Genomic DNA, 17,006 nt, shown 5'->3' on the forward strand with positions numbered 1-17,006 from the left:
TATTATGAAAAGAGTATTGTTTATAGACAGGGACGGAACGATCATCAACGAAGCGCCGCCTACCTACCAGATCGATAGCTGGGATAAACTCGAATTTTATCCGGGGGTTTTCACTTACCTCTCACGCATTGCAGCAGAGCTGGACTATGAACTGGTAATGGTTAGCAATCAGGATGGACTTGGTACCGAAGGGTATCCCGAATCAAGCTTCCATCCCATCCAGGACTTTATCATGAAAAGCCTGGTCAATGAAGGCATCGAATTCAAAGCAGCCTTCTTCGATAAAACCTTCGCAAAGGATAATAGGCCTACCCGTAAACCCAATACAGGCATGTTAACCGCTTATATTGATAACCCGGAATACGACCTTGCTAATTCTTTCGTAATAGGCGACCGTATCACCGATGTTGTGCTGGCAAAGAACCTGGGTAGTAAAGCCATTTGGTTGAACAACGATCCGGAACTGGGTGCCGGTGAACTGGAAAAAATAGCGCCGCCCGAAGGTGGATGGAGTGCCTGCATTGCATTGGAATCTACTTCCTGGAAAGACATATATGAGTTCCTGAAACTCGGCCTGCGTAAAGTGACCCACGAACGTAATACGAACGAAACGAAGATCAGGGTAGAACTCAATCTTGATGGCAGCGGTAAGGCAAACATCGACACCGGCCTGGGTTTCTTCGATCATATGCTCGATCAGATCGCACGTCACGGTAAAATGGATCTCAACATTATCACCAAAGGCGATCTGCATATCGATGAACACCATACCATCGAAGATACCGGTCTGGCCCTCGGCGAAGCCTTTGCCCTGGCCCTGGCCGATAAAAGAGGGATGGAACGGTACGGCTTTGCCCTGCCTATGGACGAAGCGGAGGCCAAAGTGCTGATCGACTTCGGTGGCCGTAACTGGATCGTATGGGATGCGGAGTTTAAAAGGGAAAAGATAGGGGAGATGCCTACCGAAATGTTCTTCCACTTCTTTAAATCATTCAGCGACGCCGCTAAATGTAACCTCAATATTTCCTGCAAAGGCGACAATGAGCATCATAAAATAGAAGCCATTTTTAAAGCGTTTGCCAAGGCAATACGTATGGCGGTGAAACGCGATCCTTTGAGCAACCACCTTCCAAGTACCAAAGGTGTATTATAATGGCACTTTATAATTTTTTTTGTTCGTTTCGGTTTTCTGTCGCAAATTCGCAGTGTTATGAAAGTACAGTTAATAAACAAACATTGGTGGTGGCATACAAACTCCGGTCGGGGCTTGTAGCGGCATTGCCAATACTGAACAATATTCGAAGGCCTCGACTTTTATGTCGGGGCCTTTTTTTTATTTAACAAAGATTGCGCTAAGGAAACAATGGGTATGAAAAAAATAGAACTAATAACCCGCTCAAAAAAAATGCTGTCCGACGTTCATACGCCGGTAGGTATCTATCTCAGGATCAGGGACCGCTTCCGGGATACCATCTTGCTCGAAAGCGCAGATTATCATGCGGCAGATAACTGTTTCTCTATTATTGGCATCAACGCCATCGGCGGAATTGAAGTCTCCGATTTCAATTCGGTAGAGTTCAAATATCCCGGCCGCAAACCCGAGAAAACAGCTGTAAAGAACAAAGAAGCAGTGCCGCAGATGATCTGGGATTTTATGTCCGGATTCGACGTAAAAGAAGCGGATGAAGCGCCGGCAAAAGCAGCGCAGGGCCTCTTTGGTTATACCACTTTCGATGCGGTGCAGTTCTTCGATACCATTAGTTTCAACCAGCCAAAAACAGGTGATGACAAGTCCTCTACTTATTTGTTACCCCTTATGCGCTACCGCCTCTATCAATACGTGATCATCATAAACCATTTCAAAGACGAAATGTACCTCTGCGAAAACAGGGTAGATGGACTGGAAAGTGATCTGGGCCTGGTAGAATCGCTGATAAAAAGTAAAGACGTCCCAACTTATCCTTTCCAATCTCAGGGAGCAGAGTCCTCTAATATGACCGATGACGACTATACCAATATGGTACAGAAAGGCATCCAGAGCTGTCTGAGAGGTGATGTGTTCCAGATCGTATTGAGCCGCCGTTTTCAGCAATCATTTACCGGCGACGAATTCAACGTATATAGGGCGCTCCGTAACGTAAACCCATCTCCATACCTCTTCTTCTTCGACTACGGCGATTATAAACTCATTGGTTCCAGCCCCGAATCTCAATTGATCATCAGGGACGGTAAAGCAGTGGTGCACCCCATTGCAGGAACTTTCAAACGCACAGGCAATGCCGAACGCGATAAAGAACTGGCAGCGGCTTTACTCGAAGACGCAAAAGAAAATGCAGAACATACCATGCTGGTCGACCTCGCAAGGAATGACCTCAGCAGGCTTTGCGACCAGGTAGAAGTGAAACACTACCGCCAGGTGCAATACTATTCTCATGTTATTCACCTGGTAAGCGAAGTGAATGGAAGAGTACAGCCGGGTATGAATCCTTTCAACCTGTTGGCTACTACTTTCCCCGCAGGAACCCTCAGCGGCGCACCTAAATTCAAGGCCATGCAATTGATCGATCAGTACGAACCGACACAGCGTGGTTATTATGGTGGATGTATCGGTTTTATGGGCTTCGATGGTAGTTGCAATCATGCAATCATGATCCGTAGCTTCCTGAGCCGCAAAAATACACTGTATTACCAGGCCGGAGCCGGCGTGGTTGCCGCCTCCAAACCGGAAAGCGAACTCCAGGAAGTCAACAATAAACTCGGCGCTTTGAAAAAAGCAATCGAACTGGCCGATGAATTAAGCGCAAACAACTTATTCTAACGATTATGAAAGTATTGGTATTCGATAACTACGACTCTTTCACCTATAACCTGGTGCACCTGGTAGAAAAGATCCTGCACGAAAAGGTAGAAGTACACCGCAACGATAAGTTGCCACTCGAAAAAGTGAAAGATTATGATAAAATAATTCTTTCTCCCGGCCCCGGTATCCCTGAAGAAGCAGGATTACTGCTGCCGCTGATTAAAGAATACGCGGCAACAAAATCCATCCTCGGTGTTTGTCTTGGTCACCAGGCTATAGGACAGGCATTCGGTGGTACACTGGTGAATCTTTCTAATGTATATCACGGCATAGCTACACCCATTCAGTTACTGGATACACCCGCAGCAACAGCAGCGCCCAACGCGTTGTTCCGCGAGATGCCGCAGCAGTTCGAAGTAGGCAGGTATCATTCCTGGGTCATAGGTAAAGAAGGTTTCCCTGATACCCTTGAAATAACCGCGGAAGATGAAAATGGCTTCATCATGGCCCTTCGCCATAAAACATACGATGTGCAGGGTGTTCAATTTCATCCGGAAAGTGTGCTTACGCCAAAAGGAGAACAAATGATGCGTAATTGGCTTAGCCAGTAATAACAGCTAAAACAAAAAACGCAACAACTCCTTTTTAAAAATTAAAAAGATTCAAGTGAAAAAGATCTTACAATACCTCTTCGAACATAAAACTCTTTCAAGAGAACAGGCGAAAGAAATACTGACAAATATCTCCTCGGGCATGTACAGTGAATACGAGGTCACATCCTTTATCACAGTCTTCCTGATGCGCAGCATTACAGTCGAAGAATTGCAAGGCTTCAGGGAAGCGTTGCTCGACCTTTGCGTGAAAGTAGACCTCGGTGGTTATCCGCTGGTAGACATCGTAGGTACCGGCGGCGATGGTAAGAATACATTTAACGTGTCCACACTCGCCTGCTTCATTGTGGCGGGCGCCGGTCATAAAGTAGCCAAACATGGCAACTACGGCGCCACCAGCGTAAGCGGTGCATCAAATGTCATGGAACAGTTAGGGTACTCTTTTAAAAACGATGCCGCCAGGCTCCGGAAAGAAGTGGAAGAAGCAAATATCTGCTTCCTGCATGCCCCTGTATTCCACCCGGCATTGAAAGTGGTGGCACCCATTCGTAAGAATCTGGGATTGCGTACCTTCTTCAATATGCTCGGCCCTGTGGTAAACCCGGCGGCTCCCGAATACCAGCTGATAGGAGTGTACAGCCTGGAAATGGCAAGAATTTATAACTACCTGCTCCAGCAAACAGGCAAAGCTTTTACTATCATTCATAGCCTTGATGGTTACGACGAAATATCGCTTACCAACGATACCAAAGTCATCAATAACCAGGGCGAAGCCATCCTTACGCCGGAATACCTCGGCAAACGCCTGGTGTCGCCGCAGGACATCTATGGTGGTAATACTACAGAAGAAGCAGCCCGTATATTTAAGGCAGTGATCAAAGGCGAAGGCTCCTGGGCGCAAACAGCCGTAGTTCTTGCAAACGCCGCAATGGCGCTTAATTGTACCGGTAAATACGCTTCTTATAACGATGCATATGCCGCGGCAGTGGAAAGCCTCGAAAGCGGTAAAGCATACGCCAGCCTCCAGAAACTAATTTCATTGCAATAATAGCTCCTACCTCATGAATATTTTAGATACTATCGTCGCCAGGAAAAAAGAAGAGATCGCTGAACGTAAGGCTTTACGCACCGTAGCGGACCTGGAGAAAGAACCTTTCTTTGAAAGAACAACCCTGTCCCTTTCTCAGTCTCTTGTAAACCCCGAACGCACAGGTATTATCGCGGAGTTTAAAAGAAAGTCGCCTTCCAAAGGTATCATCAATGGCCAGGCTTCCGTAGAAGACGTAACCGCTACTTATGCCCGCCTGGGGGCTTCAGGGCTTTCTGTGCTTACCGATACTGATTTTTTCGGTGGCAGCAACGCCGATTTGTTGCTGGCCAGGCAACAACAGGTGCCCATTCTGCGTAAAGACTTTATGGTCGATGAATACCAGGTTGTGGAAGCCAAAGCAATTGGTGCAGATGTAATACTTTTGATCGCAGCTTGTCTCACACCCGAAAGGGTGCAGTCGCTGGCGGCATTTGCAAAAAGCCTGAAACTCGAAGTATTGCTCGAAATTCACGACGAATCCGAATTGGTGCATATTTGTAACGAAGTGGATATGGTCGGCGTGAACAACCGTAATCTTAAAACGTTTGAAGTAGATATCAATACTTCCCTCAGGCTGATCGGCAAAATGCCGGCACACAAACCAGCCGTGGCAGAAAGCGGTATCAGCGATCCGGAAACCATTAAAACGCTGAAACAAGCCGGCTTTAAAGGCTTCCTGATAGGGGAAAACTTTATGAAACAACCGGATCCTTCGATTGCCTTTGCTGATTTTGTGAAACATTTGTAAACCAGAACAAAACAAGCAGGGTTATGGAACACAGCGCTTATGACAGTCATTTACCCCCAAAACCGCTCGAAGCGGTGCGCGGTATCAGGGTTAAGGTTTGTGGTATGACCAGGGCCGACCAGGTACAGCAACTCGACGAATGGGGCGTGGAATTCGCAGGATTTATCTTCTATCCGCGCTCACCACGGTATGTATTGAACAGCATGACTGCCGCTGAAATTAAAAAGATCAAAGGCCATATCAACAAAGTAGGCGTTTTTGTAAACGCTCCCATGGAAGAAGTGCTGCGTATTGTCGACGAATGCGGGCTCTACCTCGTTCAGTTGCACGGTGATGAAAACCCGCGCTATTGCGAAAAGATCGCCGACTACGTTACTGTCATTAAAGCATTCAGGATTGCGGAAGACGATAACGTCGCCTGGAAAATAAAGAACTATTACGATGCCACCGATATGTTCCTCTTCGATACCGAAGGCGCAGGATACGGAGGCACCGGCAAAAAGTTTAACTGGGAGCTCATTAAAAACGAAAACATTCAAAAACCCTTTTTACTCAGCGGAGGAATAGAACCCGCCGACGCACGCCACCTGCTCGACTTCCAGCAGCAACCGGTGGCAAAAGACCTGTTCGCGGTCGACGTGAACAGCAAATTTGAAATAATGCCCGGACTGAAGGATATGTCTAAGATCAAGACCTTCCTCGACGAGCTTAAACCTTTTTAGATAAAATGGAACAAACAACTTACCAACGGCCCGATGAACACGGGTACTATGGCAGCTTCGGTGGAGCCTATATCCCCGAAATGCTGCACCCCAACGTGGAAGAACTGAAATCGCGTTACCTCGATATCATGTATGAGGAAAACTTTCAGAAAGAATTCCATGCCCTGCTGCGCGATTACGTTGGCAGGCCTACGCCGTTGTTCCTCGCCGAAAGGTTAAGCAAACAATACAATACCGCTATCTATCTTAAACGTGAAGACCTGAATCACACCGGTGCACACAAGATCAATAACGCGATTGGTCAGGTACTGTTGGCGCAGCGCCTTGGTAAAAAACGCATCATAGCCGAAACCGGTGCTGGTCAGCATGGCGTGGCAACCGCTACCGTTTGTGCCCTCAAAGGCATAGAATGTATCGTGTACATGGGCGAAAAAGATATAGAACGCCAGGCGCCCAACGTAGCCCGTATGCGTATGCTCGGCGCTACAGTCATCCCCGCAGTCAGTGGCAGCAAAACACTGAAGGATGCAACCAACGAAGCCATCCGCGACTGGATCAACAATCCTACCGATACACACTATGTGATTGGTTCGGTAGTTGGCCCACATCCTTACCCGGATATGGTTGCCCGCTTTCAGAGTGTCATCAGCGAAGAAATAAAAGCGCAGCTCAAAGTTACAACGGGTAAAGAATTGCCTTCACACGTCATCGCCTGCGTAGGTGGTGGTAGTAATGCCGCAGGAGCCTTCTATCATTTCCTCGACGAGCCTTCCGTACAGTTGGTGGCTGTAGAAGCAGCAGGCCATGGTGTTAACAGTGGTAGGAGTGCCGCTACCACCCAGCTTGGTAATCCCGGTGTTTTACACGGCAGCAAAAGCCTGGTGATGCAAACGGCAGACGGACAGGTGGTAGAGCCGCACAGCATATCAGCCGGCCTCGATTATCCCGGTATTGGCCCCATGCACGCCCACCTGTTTAAAAGCGGAAGAGGTACTTTCCTCAGTGCTACAGACGACGACGCGGTTGCCGCAGCATTTAATCTCTGCAAACTGGAAGGTATTATCCCGGCGCTGGAATCATCACACGCACTGGCCGCATTGAACCAGATGAAGCTCTCAGGTAAGGAAACCATCGTATTATGCCTGAGCGGCAGAGGCGATAAAGACCTTGCCACCTATATGAATAAAATGGACCGGATCTAAGTCAAAAAGTAAAACAAAAGGAATGAGTCGCATAGCTAAACTCTTCGGGAGCAAAAAACAAAATGTCTTAAACGTCTACTGTACCGCTGGTTTCCCGGAACTAAACAGTACGCTTGCCGTAATGAAAGCCCTGCAGCAACATGGTGCCGATATCGTTGAACTGGGGATGCCCTACAGCGATCCCCTGGCCGATGGCCCCGTGATACAGGATAGCAGCATGAAAGCCCTCGAAAATGGCATGTCCCTGTCGGTATTGTTCAGCCAGTTGAAAGATTGCCGCAAAGAGATAAGTCTGCCCATAGTACTCATGGGATATATGAACCCCGTGTTGCAATATGGCTTCGAAAAATTCTGCGCCGATGCAGCAGCGGCGGGCGTTGATGGACTGATTCTCCCCGACCTGCCACCTTATGAATTTGAAACGGAATATGGCGCCATCATCAATAAATATGGCCTCGACTTCATTTTCCTGGTAACACCTGAAACTTCCGAAGCCCGTATCAGGCAGCTCGATAACCTCACTTCAGGTTTTCTCTACGCCGTTTCTTCATCTTCCACCACCGGTAAAGACAAAGACCTGAAAGCGCAGGAAGGGTATTTCAGAAAATTACAGGAAATGGAACTGAAGAACCCGGTTTTAATAGGTTTCGGTATAAAAGATAAAGCTAGCTTTGAAGCGGCAGCAGGATATGCCAATGGCGCTATTATCGGATCAGCTTATATTAAAGCGCTTAACAACGCCGCAGATATCGATAAAGCCACCTCGGATTTCCTTGCATCAGTTTTGAAATAATACAGAATACGGATCATAACTCATGAATACGGTTATAGTAAAATACAACGCAGGAAATATTCAGTCGGTTCTATACGCCCTGGAACGCATAGGCGCCCAGGCATTGGTGACCGACGACCATGATCTTATCCGCAAGGCAGATAAAGTGATTTTCCCGGGTGTAGGGGAGGCCAGCAGCGCTATGCGCTACCTGCAGGAAAGATCCCTCGATACCCTCATTAAGAGCCTGGAACAGCCCGTTTTGGGCATTTGCCTGGGTATGCAGCTCATGTGCGCTTACTCCGAAGAAAATGATACGCCCTGCCTCGGCATCTTCGACGAAAAAGTAAGCCGTTTCAGGAGCGAAGACCCCACCATCAAAATCCCGCAGATCGGCTGGAACACCATAGCAGAGCTGAAAACACCGCTGTTTCAAGGGGTGCCCGAAGAAAGCTATTGCTACTTCGTACACAGCTACTGCGCGGCATCGGGGCCACATACCATCGCTACCACCGATTATATCAGGCCCTATAGCGCGGCCTTGCATAAAGGGAACTTTTATGGCGTTCAGTTTCACCCGGAGAAGAGTGCAGCAGCAGGCGAAACAATATTGAGTAATTTTATTAACCTCTGATAGAAACCCGATTATCCACTCCTTAACCTGGAAACAAAATGATCATCATTCCTGCCATAGACATCATCGATGGAAAATGTGTCAGACTTACTCAGGGCGACTACGCCCAGAAAAAGGTCTACAACGAAAACCCGCTTGAAATCGCCAAAGAGTTTGAAGCTGCAGGCCTCAAAAGACTCCACTTGGTCGATCTCGATGGCGCTAAAGCCGGCGCCGTCCAAAACTGGAAAGTCCTGGAAGATATCGCGGCCAACACCAACCTCATCATCGACTTCGGTGGAGGTATCAAAAAAGAAGAAGATCTGCACATCGTATTCGATGCCGGCGCTGCTATGGCTACCATAGGAAGCCTGGCTGTGAAGAATGAAGACATGTTCGCTGAATGGATCACCCGTTTTGGCGCAGAAAAGTTCTTGCTTGGTGCCGATGTAAAAGACGAAAAGATCGCAGTAGGAGGATGGCTTGAAACAACGGATGTCGACATCTTTAGCTTTATAGATAAATATGTAAAATATGGCATTGGCCAGCTTTTCTGTACCGATGTAAGTAAAGATGGTCTCTTACAGGGCCCTTCTCTCGACCTGTACGAAAAAGTTATACAGCGCTTCCCCGGCCTGCATTTCATTGCCAGCGGTGGTGTCGCCGGTATCGATGATCTTCACGCCCTCCATAAAATAGGATGCAGTGGTGTTATCATTGGTAAAGCCATTTATGAAGGACGTATATCGCTCGGTGAACTCAAATACTTTACACACTAAGTGTGGCTGTTGATTTGCTTTTTAATATAAAATTGTAAAGTGTGCTAGCAAAACGTATTATACCCTGCCTCGATATCAAAGACGGCAGAACTGTAAAGGGGGTCAACTTCGAAAGCCTGCGTGATGCCGGTGATCCCGTTGAACTGGGTGCCTTATATGCACAGCAGGGAGCCGACGAACTGGTATTCCTGGATATTACGGCAACCGTTGAAAAACGGAAGACTTTAAGCGAACTCGTGAACAGGATCTCCCATAAGATCAATATTCCCTTCACTGTAGGCGGAGGCATCAGCAGTGTCGATGATGTACAGGTGCTGCTGCAGAATGGAGCAGATAAGATTTCTGTGAATACTGCCGCCTTCCGCAATCCCCAACTGATAACAAACCTGGAAAAGGAATTCGGCAGCCAGTGTGTGGTACTCGCCATCGATACGCGCCTGGAAGACGATGGCGAATGGTATGTGTACCTGAACGGCGGTCGCGTGAAAACAGATACCAGGTGTGTCGATTGGGCAAAACAGGCAGTAGACCTCGGCGCCGGTGAAATATTGCTCACCTCCATGAACCACGATGGAACCAAACAGGGCTTCGCGCTCGATATTACCCGCACGCTGGCCGATAGTTTGCCCGTTCCCATCATCGCGTCGGGCGGCGGTGGAAATATGCAGCATTTCGAAACAGTGTTCTCCGAAGCTCATGCCGATGCAGCTCTTGCTGCCAGTATCTTCCACTTTAAGGAGATCGCAATCCCTGAATTGAAAACCTATCTGAAAGGCTGTAACATTCCTGTAAGATTATAAATTTGTACGTGTTTATGAAAATCGATTTTGATAAATATGCCGATGGCCTGGTGCCAGCTGTAATACAGGATGCCAGTTCCGGTAAAGTGCTTATGTTGGGCTTTATGAACAGCGAAGCCGTTCAACAGACAAAGGATACCGGTAAGGTTACTTTTTTCAGCCGTAGCAAACAAAGGTTATGGACAAAAGGAGAGGAGAGTGGTAATTTTCTGTTGTTACAGCAAATGGAAGTAGACTGCGATAACGATACGTTACTCATAAAAGCGCAGCCCGTAGGGCCCGTTTGTCACACCGGCGCCGATACCTGCTGGAACGAATCCAATCCTTCCCTCCATCCCGGCGATCATAGCTTCTTAGCACAGTTGGAGCAGATTATTCAGCAACGCCGCCAGGTTTCCCCCGAGGAATCTTACGTTGCCAGGTTATTCCAGAAAGGATTAAACAAAATAGCCCAGAAAGTAGGAGAGGAAGCAGTGGAAGTGGTGATCGAGGCTAAAGACAATAACGACGATTTGTTTAAAAATGAATCGGCAGACCTGCTGTTCCACTACCTGTTACTGTTAAATGCCAAAGGCTTTAGCCTTAGCGATATCATAGCCGTATTGCAGGAACGTCATGAAAAAAAGTAAAATAATGTAATGCGACCCTTACGCCCCGCAGGTTTCAGCTTTGCGGGGCGTTTTGTAATATCCCCCTTCCGTCTATTTTCCCTATTTTAGTTGCACAAGAGCCAATGATATGATCAATAAATACCTGAAATGCACAGCAGGCTACCTGTCACTATTTGCTTTCACCCAGGCCGCTGCCCAGCAGGGATTTACGATCTCGGGTCAGTTGAAAGACATTCCCGACCAAACCCTGGTTTACCTGGCAGGCGCCAATGAAAATGATACCCTCGCCAGCACCTATGTTAAAAATGGTGCTTTCAAACTCCAGGGACAGGCTCCTGATATCGATACCAGGTTGCTTGCTTTCCCGGCACTGAATAAAAGAACCATCCTCTTCATGGGTAATGAAAATATTGCCTTGTCAGGTTCTGTCAACGATCTGGCAAATATTACGGTTGCCGGGGCTATAGCCCACAACGATTATGAAGAGTTCCTATACTACCTCAAACCATTATCCGATTACGTCGCATTTTATAACAAACAAGTGCAGGAAGCTCGTAACGTCATGATCCGCGATTCCGCCATGCCTAAGCTCAATACTGCCTTTATGATCTGGCAAACCAGTATAGATCGCTTTATTGAAAGAAAGAATCAATCTCCCATGTCCGCCCTGTTGCTGGCATATAGCTTCGATACCGACCCCAACAAAGACTTGTCGCTCCTGGAACGTCGTTTCGCCATCTTGCAGGGTGCAGCGCTCGGCAACCGTTTTGCCACCGGCATCCGTCAGGTAATTGCTGAAGGAAAAATAGGAGCCGTTGGAACGCAGGCTATCAATTTTACCCAAAACGATGTGAACGGTAAACCCGTTTCTCTTTCCCAGTTTAAAGGTAAATATGTGCTGGTCGATTTCTGGGCCAGTTGGTGCGGCCCCTGCCGGGCCGAGAACCCTACAGTAGTCGCTGCCTTTAATCGTTTTAAAAACAAGAATTTTACTGTCCTCGGAGTTTCTCTTGACCAGAGCAAAGACGCCTGGCTCAATGCCATCAAAGCAGACAATCTTACCTGGCCGCAGGTCAGCGACCTGCAATCCTGGAATAACGCAGTAGCCAGAACCTACCGCATCTCCCAGATCCCTCAAAATATCCTCGTAGATCCCACAGGCAAAATAGTCGCTAAAAACCTTCGTGGAGAAGCCCTGCTCCGGAAACTGGATGAATTATTAAAGTAAAACAGCCATAAAAAAAGCCGGAGCAAAACGCTCCGGCTTTTCAGTTATATAAACAGGCTACCATGCCTGCCCTGGTCGGCTACCACTTGATTCCGCCATACTCCCCTTCATCAAAGCCCAGCGCAACAACCTTCCCGTCCAATTCAATCAGAGGACGTTTAATAACACTGGTTTTTGCCTCCATAAGAGCGATCGCGGCTTTTTCATTGGTCACCGCAGCTTGTTCCGCAGCATCAAGCTGACGCCAGGTAGTGCCTTTCTTGTTAACAAGCGCTTCCCAGCCCTTTTGTTGAGCCCATGATTTCAGGTGAGAGGCATCAATTCCTTTCTTCTTGTAATCATGAAACGCATAAGGAACATCGTTGGCCTTTAACCAGTCAAGCGCTTTCTTTACCGTATTACAATTGGGTATTCCGTAAACCGTATACATATTGATCTCCTCTGGTTCTATCCTTTTACAGTAAAGCTTACAGCATGATCGCCCCATAACAGGGTTACTTTGCCCTCTTTGTTAATGGTGTAAGTAAGTGTTTCGGTAAAGCCCGGTGCTTTGCCGCCTTTTACTTTTACTTGTAAAGCATCTTCACCTTTGTTCTTCTCATATTGAAAAGCGCCGAAGGTATCCCATACTTTGTTAAAGATCAATGTCCATTCGTCATTGTTTTCAATAACGAAGAACGCATACTTGCCGGCAGCCAGAGGCTGGCCTTCAACTTTTACGGCTTTGCTCACTTCAAATACAGTGGCTTTATTCGCACCCGCACGCCAGATCTTGCCAGGCAATGGCTCCAGGTCTTTACCTATCGTCCTGCCTTTTACCGATGGACGGCTGTATACGATCTTGACAGCTGTGCCTTTGCTGATAGTTGCGCTCACGCTGTCTAAGGGACTGGCGGGTTTTTTATTTTGAGCTACGGCAACGGTAGCCAGCATCACCAGGCAGGTGAGCATACATAGAACCTGTTTCATAGTTTTCATTCTTTTAGGTTAATTATTGATGAGTGTGATTCTACAAAAGCTGGCGCTTGTAAAGCTGAACCGCATTTTCATAACCCAGGTATAAAGCATCGCAAACCAATGCATGGCCTATCGATACCTCATCAAGCCAGGGTATGTTTTTCTTGAAAAACTGCAGGTTATAAAGGTCCAGGTCGTGACCCGCATTGATGCCTAGCTTCAGTTCCTTCGCCTTTTGTGCTGCAGCTATATAAGGTGCTATCGCCTTCTCCTTATTGCTTTCGAAACGGCGCGCATAACCTTCGGTATATAATTCTATGCGGTCAGTACCGGTTTTGGCAGCGCCTTCTACCATCTCTACTACAGGATCTACAAAGATGCTGACCCTGATACCCGCTTTCTTGAATAAAGCGATCTTCTCCGTAAGATAAGCCTGGTGTTCTATGGTATTCCAGCCATGATCGCTGGTAAGCTGTCCCAATGCATCAGGCACCAGCGTTACCTGCTCAGGTTTCACCTCTAATACCAGGTCTATGAACTTCTGCTCACTGCAATTGCCTTCAATATTGAACTCAGTGCCTATGATCTTCTTGATATCGCGCACATCCTTATAACGGATATGACGCTCATCAGGACGGGGATGTACGGTAACTCCATCAGCGCCGAAACGCTGGGCGTCTATTGCTGCCTTTACAACATCGGGATTATTTCCGCTACGGCTGTTTCGTAGCGTCGCAAATTTGTTGATATTGACTGACAGCTTGGTACTATGGCTCATATCGTGTGATTACGTTTTTGTGTTACCCGACTTTGACTTTTATGACGACTTTCTTTACAAAGGCAGGGCTGCTCACCTGGATATTGGGCATATGAAGATCCCCGGGATAAAAAATGGCAAACATACCTGCTCTTAATACGGAGAAAAAATCAGGCGTTTCACCAAATAACATAAAATCCTTGGCCGGATCATATTCTTTCGAAGGCGTTTGCGATGTTAAAAAACCATGCCCCATACGCTCTTCCCCTTTTACAATATATTGTATGTCGATGTGTTCCTTGTGAGCTTCCATCTGTTCCCCTGCAGGGTCAATACTGTCATATTCGTTCACAATCGCGAAAACAGTATCCCCGTCTATCTCATGTTTTCCTTTTGCAAGATCTTCCAGCGTATTGTTTTGTAAGAACTGAAAGGCTTTCTCAAAACGACTCCCGGCTGTATAATACAGAGGGGCATTAGCTAATGTATCTATTATCATGTCCTGTTAATTGTCTCCAAACCTACATTAATTTGATATACCACAGGCCTTTTACCCTCTTTTTGTAGGGGAAATGATAACCATTGACGCTGAAACGCAGGATTAGCAAAACTTTTCGGCCTTCAATTTGGCAGGACGGCGCAGAATGGTATTTTTGTCAGGCTTAATTAAAAAAAACATGGGTTGGATTATATTCATTGTCTACATTTTAGGTTGGCATATCGGTCTTTATGGCATGTTCAAAAAAGCGGGTATCGCACCTTGGAAAGCACTGATCCCCTTCTATAACACCTGGTTCATCGTTGAAAGAACAGGTATCAAAAAGGTTTGGTTCTGGTTACAGTTCTTACCTATAGCAGGCCAGTTTATCACCATATGGATCACGATTATCTGGGTAATGCACTTTGGTAAGTTTACTTTGCTGCAGCACGCACTGGCCGTTTTTGTGCCTTTTATATACCTCCCTTACCTCGGCTTCTCCGAAAATGAGAAATATGGCGGACCGGAAGTAGTAAAAAAATATAAAAAGTCCGGTGCCAGGGAATGGATCGACGCTGCGGTGTTTGCCATCGTTGCCGCTACCATCATCCGCACCTTCATTTTCGAAGCATATACCATCCCAACGGGTAGTATGGAGAAAACATTGCTTATCAATGATTTCCTTTTCGTAAATAAAATGAGCTACGGACCGCGTATCCCGCAAACGCCTATCAGTTTCCCTTTTGTGCATAACACCATGCCGGCTTCTCCAACTACACCTTCCTATACTACACTGGTGCAGTTGCCGTATAAGCGCCTTCCTGGCCCCGGATTTGTAAAAAGGAACGATGTGGTCGTGTTTAACTTCCCTGCCGGTGATACCATCATCAACCTGCCGGATTACGGTTCTGCAAAACCTTATTACGATGTCCTGCGCGAACGCTACCATGGCGACAGGGCCGCACTCGAAGCAGAATACCCGGTGATCGTTCACCCCATGGATAAAACAGATAACTACATCAAAAGATGTGTGGCTGTGGCTGGCGACGATATCTTTATCAAAGACGGCGTACTGTTCGTAAACAATCAGCCCGCCTTTATTCCACCGCATTCACAAATCGACTATAAGATCGTAACAAACGGCACGCCTGTAAGCGACGATTTTCTCAGAGATGAACTGGGCTTCGACGACACTGCCGAAGGGGATGTTATCAGAGGTAGCAGCGATACAACACAGTACCTGAATCTTACCCCGGAAGAAGCCGGTAAGATCAGGAAACTGCCTAACGTGAGATCTGTTACCCTTGAACCTTATTATGGTACCGGCGTATTCCCCTACGATAAGTTCCATACCTGGAACGTAGATAACTTTGGCCCGCTGCATATCCCTGCAAAAGGAGAAACAGTGACCCTTACTCCTGAGAACGTCGAGATTTACAGGAGGGTGATCAATACTTACGAACATAATACACTGGAAGAAAACAACGGCCAGTATATCATTAATGGTGTTGCTACTAATAAATATACCTTCAAATACAACTATTACTGGATGATGGGAGATAACCGCCACCGCAGCCAGGATAGCCGTTTCTGGGGTTTTGTTCCGGAAACACATATCGTAGGTAAAGCATCTCTTATATGGTTTAGTTGGAAGAATGGACCGCGTTGGAGCCGTCTCTTTAGAAGCATTAAATAGAAATAGCGGGGCTAAGCCCTTGTTTATAATTAAATAATGTACCTTTAAAAATCCTCATAGCAACCCGCTGTGGGGATTTTTTAGCGCAATAACCGCCGGAATATCACACATGAATAAGCAGCTTGTTTTTGAATTCGAAGAATACAATAGCATCAGTGAACTTAACACCGATGACGCGCAGTTGCTGCAACAGGCCCGCGAAGCTACGGGTACGGCATATGCACCCTATTCCAATTTCAGAGTGGCTGCCGCCGCCTTGCTCGAAAATGGTAAGGTGCTTACCGCTACCAACCAGGAAAATGCGAGCTATCCCGCAGGTATCTGTGCCGAACGCGCATTACTTGCTACAGTTGGCGCCCTTTTCCCGGGTATGCCTATCATAACAATGGCCATCAGTTACCATAACGTCAACAATGGGAGCAGTGATCAGCCTGTTTCTCCATGCGGTATCTGCCGCCAGACGCTCATGGAATATGAAGGCCGGACGCATAAACCTATTCGTATTGTTCTAAGCGGAATGGAAGGAAAAGTGTACCTGGTAAAAGAAGCCAATATGCTGCTCCCTCTGGGTTTTACAAGTAAAGATCTCTAAAATAAGGTCTGAACACCATGAGCGATCTTGTTCTCATGGTCCAATAGCCATTTTTTGCGCCAGAGACCACCGGCATACCCAACCAGCGAACGGTTGGAACCTACAACACGGTGGCAGGGAACAATAATGGCTATTTTGTTTTTGCCATTCGTGCTTGCCGCAGCCCTTATCACCTGCGGATCGCCCAGCTTTTTGGCGAGTTCCTGGTAACTGATGGTCTTACCAAATTTAATAGACAGCAGCTCACCCCATACCCGCTGCTGAAACTCAGTCCCTTCCTGGTGAACAGGAAGCGTGAATTGCCGCCGCGCTCCATGAAAAAATTCGATCAGCTCCTCCGTACACTGGTGAATAACGTCAGGTATTCCAGGCTCTCCATGAGTTACCTGGTCCTGATTGTCAATAAAGCTCACCTCTGAAATATACTGTTCTGTCCCGCCTATTTTTAACAGGCCAACAGGACTTTGATAATATGTATAATGCAGTTCGTTCATGGCTAACAGAATATGCCGGGAAACCCGGGAATAGTGTCGTATTTAAAATTACCCTA

20 protein-coding genes are annotated in these 17,006 nt (G+C 47.0%); 15 read left to right on the forward strand and 5 right to left on the reverse strand.

Annotated features, from left to right (window positions below):
• Positions 1-4 precede the first annotated feature (4 nt).
• The 13 genes from hisB to ESB13_RS01690 all read left to right on the forward strand — a co-directional run bounded on the left by hisB (position 5) and on the right by ESB13_RS01690 (position 11,976).
• Positions 5-1,153 carry a bifunctional histidinol-phosphatase/imidazoleglycerol-phosphate dehydratase HisB gene (gene hisB / locus ESB13_RS01630; protein ID WP_129001294.1) on the forward strand — a complete coding sequence of 383 codons (1,149 nt, stop codon included), beginning with the start codon at positions 5-7 and terminating at the stop codon, positions 1,151-1,153.
• A gap of 216 nt (positions 1,154-1,369) precedes the next feature.
• A complete protein-coding gene (locus ESB13_RS01635; protein ID WP_129001295.1) occupies positions 1,370-2,818 on the forward strand; it encodes an anthranilate synthase component I family protein in 1,449 nt (482 codons plus the stop codon).
• A gap of 5 nt (positions 2,819-2,823) precedes the next feature.
• Positions 2,824-3,411 carry an anthranilate synthase component II gene (locus ESB13_RS01640; protein ID WP_129001296.1) on the forward strand — a complete coding sequence of 196 codons (588 nt, stop codon included), beginning with the start codon at positions 2,824-2,826 and terminating at the stop codon, positions 3,409-3,411.
• A 55-nt stretch (positions 3,412-3,466) separates the two neighbouring features.
• Entirely contained in the window at positions 3,467-4,459 is a 993-nt protein-coding gene (gene trpD / locus ESB13_RS01645) for an anthranilate phosphoribosyltransferase (protein WP_129001297.1), read from the forward strand.
• A 13-nt stretch (positions 4,460-4,472) separates the two neighbouring features.
• Entirely contained in the window at positions 4,473-5,249 is a 777-nt protein-coding gene (gene trpC, locus ESB13_RS01650; RefSeq protein WP_129001298.1) for an indole-3-glycerol phosphate synthase TrpC, read from the forward strand.
• A 23-nt stretch (positions 5,250-5,272) separates the two neighbouring features.
• The gene (locus ESB13_RS01655) at positions 5,273-5,971 is read left to right on the forward strand and encodes a phosphoribosylanthranilate isomerase (protein ID WP_246022396.1); all 699 of its coding nucleotides are present in this window, start codon (positions 5,273-5,275) and stop codon (positions 5,969-5,971) included.
• A 5-nt stretch (positions 5,972-5,976) separates the two neighbouring features.
• Positions 5,977-7,173 (forward strand): tryptophan synthase subunit beta, encoded by a 1,197-nt coding sequence (trpB, locus tag ESB13_RS01660; RefSeq protein ID WP_129001299.1) that lies wholly within the window; start codon positions 5,977-5,979, stop codon positions 7,171-7,173.
• Between the two features lie 22 nt (positions 7,174-7,195).
• Positions 7,196-7,966: a tryptophan synthase subunit alpha gene (gene trpA, locus ESB13_RS01665; RefSeq protein WP_129001300.1), complete on the forward strand. Its 771-nt coding sequence runs from the start codon at positions 7,196-7,198 to the stop codon at positions 7,964-7,966.
• A 22-nt stretch (positions 7,967-7,988) separates the two neighbouring features.
• Positions 7,989-8,579 (forward strand): imidazole glycerol phosphate synthase subunit HisH, encoded by a 591-nt coding sequence (gene hisH / locus ESB13_RS01670; protein ID WP_129001301.1) that lies wholly within the window; start codon positions 7,989-7,991, stop codon positions 8,577-8,579.
• A gap of 38 nt (positions 8,580-8,617) precedes the next feature.
• Entirely contained in the window at positions 8,618-9,337 is a 720-nt protein-coding gene (gene hisA, locus ESB13_RS01675; protein ID WP_129001302.1) for a 1-(5-phosphoribosyl)-5-[(5-phosphoribosylamino)methylideneamino]imidazole-4-carboxamide isomerase, read from the forward strand.
• 41 nt (positions 9,338-9,378) lie between these two features.
• Complete coding sequence (hisF, locus tag ESB13_RS01680) at positions 9,379-10,137, forward strand: imidazole glycerol phosphate synthase subunit HisF (protein ID WP_129001303.1); 759 nt, start codon at positions 9,379-9,381, stop codon at positions 10,135-10,137.
• A 14-nt stretch (positions 10,138-10,151) separates the two neighbouring features.
• A complete protein-coding gene (gene hisIE / locus ESB13_RS01685; protein WP_129001304.1) occupies positions 10,152-10,766 on the forward strand; it encodes a bifunctional phosphoribosyl-AMP cyclohydrolase/phosphoribosyl-ATP diphosphatase HisIE in 615 nt (204 codons plus the stop codon).
• Positions 10,767-10,875: 109 nt separating this feature from the next.
• Positions 10,876-11,976, forward strand: a complete 1,101-nt coding sequence (locus ESB13_RS01690) for a TlpA disulfide reductase family protein (RefSeq protein WP_129001305.1) — start codon at positions 10,876-10,878, stop codon at positions 11,974-11,976.
• Between the two features lie 79 nt (positions 11,977-12,055).
• Here ESB13_RS01690 and ESB13_RS01695 read toward each other — a convergent pair whose 3' ends face one another.
• From ESB13_RS01695 to ESB13_RS01710, 4 genes are read right to left on the reverse strand one after another with little or no spacing between them, the layout of a single operon-like run.
• Positions 12,056-12,406: an ArsC family reductase gene (locus tag ESB13_RS01695; RefSeq protein ID WP_129001306.1), complete on the reverse strand. Its 351-nt coding sequence runs from the start codon at positions 12,404-12,406 to the stop codon at positions 12,056-12,058.
• Positions 12,407-12,423: 17 nt separating this feature from the next.
• The gene (locus ESB13_RS01700; RefSeq protein ID WP_129001307.1) at positions 12,424-12,945 is read right to left on the reverse strand and encodes a DUF2911 domain-containing protein; all 522 of its coding nucleotides are present in this window, start codon (positions 12,943-12,945) and stop codon (positions 12,424-12,426) included.
• Positions 12,946-12,985: 40 nt separating this feature from the next.
• Positions 12,986-13,711 (reverse strand): pyridoxine 5'-phosphate synthase, encoded by a 726-nt coding sequence (locus tag ESB13_RS01705; RefSeq protein WP_129001308.1) that lies wholly within the window; start codon positions 13,709-13,711, stop codon positions 12,986-12,988.
• A gap of 22 nt (positions 13,712-13,733) precedes the next feature.
• Positions 13,734-14,189 carry a YhcH/YjgK/YiaL family protein gene (locus ESB13_RS01710; RefSeq protein ID WP_129001309.1) on the reverse strand — a complete coding sequence of 152 codons (456 nt, stop codon included), beginning with the start codon at positions 14,187-14,189 and terminating at the stop codon, positions 13,734-13,736.
• A gap of 178 nt (positions 14,190-14,367) precedes the next feature.
• On the opposite strand from ESB13_RS01710, the gene lepB reads away from it, so the two are divergent.
• On the forward strand, positions 14,368-15,864 hold the full coding sequence (gene lepB, locus ESB13_RS01715; protein ID WP_129001310.1) for a signal peptidase I: 1,497 nt from the start codon (positions 14,368-14,370) through the stop codon (positions 15,862-15,864).
• A 109-nt stretch (positions 15,865-15,973) separates the two neighbouring features.
• Entirely contained in the window at positions 15,974-16,456 is a 483-nt protein-coding gene (locus ESB13_RS01720) for a cytidine deaminase (RefSeq protein ID WP_129001311.1), read from the forward strand.
• Here the strand turns inward: ESB13_RS01720 and ESB13_RS01725 are convergent.
• Positions 16,453-16,950: a methylated-DNA--[protein]-cysteine S-methyltransferase gene (locus tag ESB13_RS01725; protein ID WP_129001312.1), complete on the reverse strand. Its 498-nt coding sequence runs from the start codon at positions 16,948-16,950 to the stop codon at positions 16,453-16,455. The genes ESB13_RS01720 and ESB13_RS01725 overlap by 4 nt on opposite strands.
• Between the last annotated feature and the right edge of the window lie 56 nt (positions 16,951-17,006).

The sequence above is a fragment of the Filimonas effusa genome, assembly GCF_004118675.1.
Classification (GTDB): domain Bacteria; phylum Bacteroidota; class Bacteroidia; order Chitinophagales; family Chitinophagaceae; genus Filimonas; species Filimonas effusa.

What these genes read in the sequence shown, in the direction of transcription:
- hisB (WP_129001294.1), top strand. Translation starts at nt 5, where the DNA reads ATGAAAAGAGTATTGTTTATAGACAGGGACGGAACGATCATCAACGAA.
- ESB13_RS01690 (WP_129001305.1), top strand. Translation starts at nt 10,876, where the DNA reads ATGATCAATAAATACCTGAAATGCACAGCAGGCTACCTGTCACTATTT.
- lepB (WP_129001310.1), top strand. Translation starts at nt 14,368, where the DNA reads ATGGGTTGGATTATATTCATTGTCTACATTTTAGGTTGGCATATCGGT.
- trpC (WP_129001298.1), top strand. Translation starts at nt 4,473, where the DNA reads ATGAATATTTTAGATACTATCGTCGCCAGGAAAAAAGAAGAGATCGCT.
- ESB13_RS01640 (WP_129001296.1), top strand. Translation starts at nt 2,824, where the DNA reads ATGAAAGTATTGGTATTCGATAACTACGACTCTTTCACCTATAACCTG.
- ESB13_RS01695 (WP_129001306.1), bottom strand. Translation starts at nt 12,406, where the DNA reads ATGTATACGGTTTACGGAATACCCAATTGTAATACGGTAAAGAAAGCG.
- ESB13_RS01705 (WP_129001308.1), bottom strand. Translation starts at nt 13,711, where the DNA reads ATGAGCCATAGTACCAAGCTGTCAGTCAATATCAACAAATTTGCGACG.
- ESB13_RS01655 (WP_246022396.1), top strand. Translation starts at nt 5,273, where the DNA reads ATGGAACACAGCGCTTATGACAGTCATTTACCCCCAAAACCGCTCGAA.
- hisA (WP_129001302.1), top strand. Translation starts at nt 8,618, where the DNA reads ATGATCATCATTCCTGCCATAGACATCATCGATGGAAAATGTGTCAGA.
- ESB13_RS01725 (WP_129001312.1), bottom strand. Translation starts at nt 16,950, where the DNA reads ATGAACGAACTGCATTATACATATTATCAAAGTCCTGTTGGCCTGTTA.
- trpB (WP_129001299.1), top strand. Translation starts at nt 5,977, where the DNA reads ATGGAACAAACAACTTACCAACGGCCCGATGAACACGGGTACTATGGC.
- hisIE (WP_129001304.1), top strand. Translation starts at nt 10,152, where the DNA reads ATGAAAATCGATTTTGATAAATATGCCGATGGCCTGGTGCCAGCTGTA.
- trpA (WP_129001300.1), top strand. Translation starts at nt 7,196, where the DNA reads ATGAGTCGCATAGCTAAACTCTTCGGGAGCAAAAAACAAAATGTCTTA.
- ESB13_RS01700 (WP_129001307.1), bottom strand. Translation starts at nt 12,945, where the DNA reads ATGAAACAGGTTCTATGTATGCTCACCTGCCTGGTGATGCTGGCTACC.
- hisH (WP_129001301.1), top strand. Translation starts at nt 7,989, where the DNA reads ATGAATACGGTTATAGTAAAATACAACGCAGGAAATATTCAGTCGGTT.
- ESB13_RS01710 (WP_129001309.1), bottom strand. Translation starts at nt 14,189, where the DNA reads ATGATAATAGATACATTAGCTAATGCCCCTCTGTATTATACAGCCGGG.
- ESB13_RS01635 (WP_129001295.1), top strand. Translation starts at nt 1,370, where the DNA reads ATGAAAAAAATAGAACTAATAACCCGCTCAAAAAAAATGCTGTCCGAC.
- ESB13_RS01720 (WP_129001311.1), top strand. Translation starts at nt 15,974, where the DNA reads ATGAATAAGCAGCTTGTTTTTGAATTCGAAGAATACAATAGCATCAGT.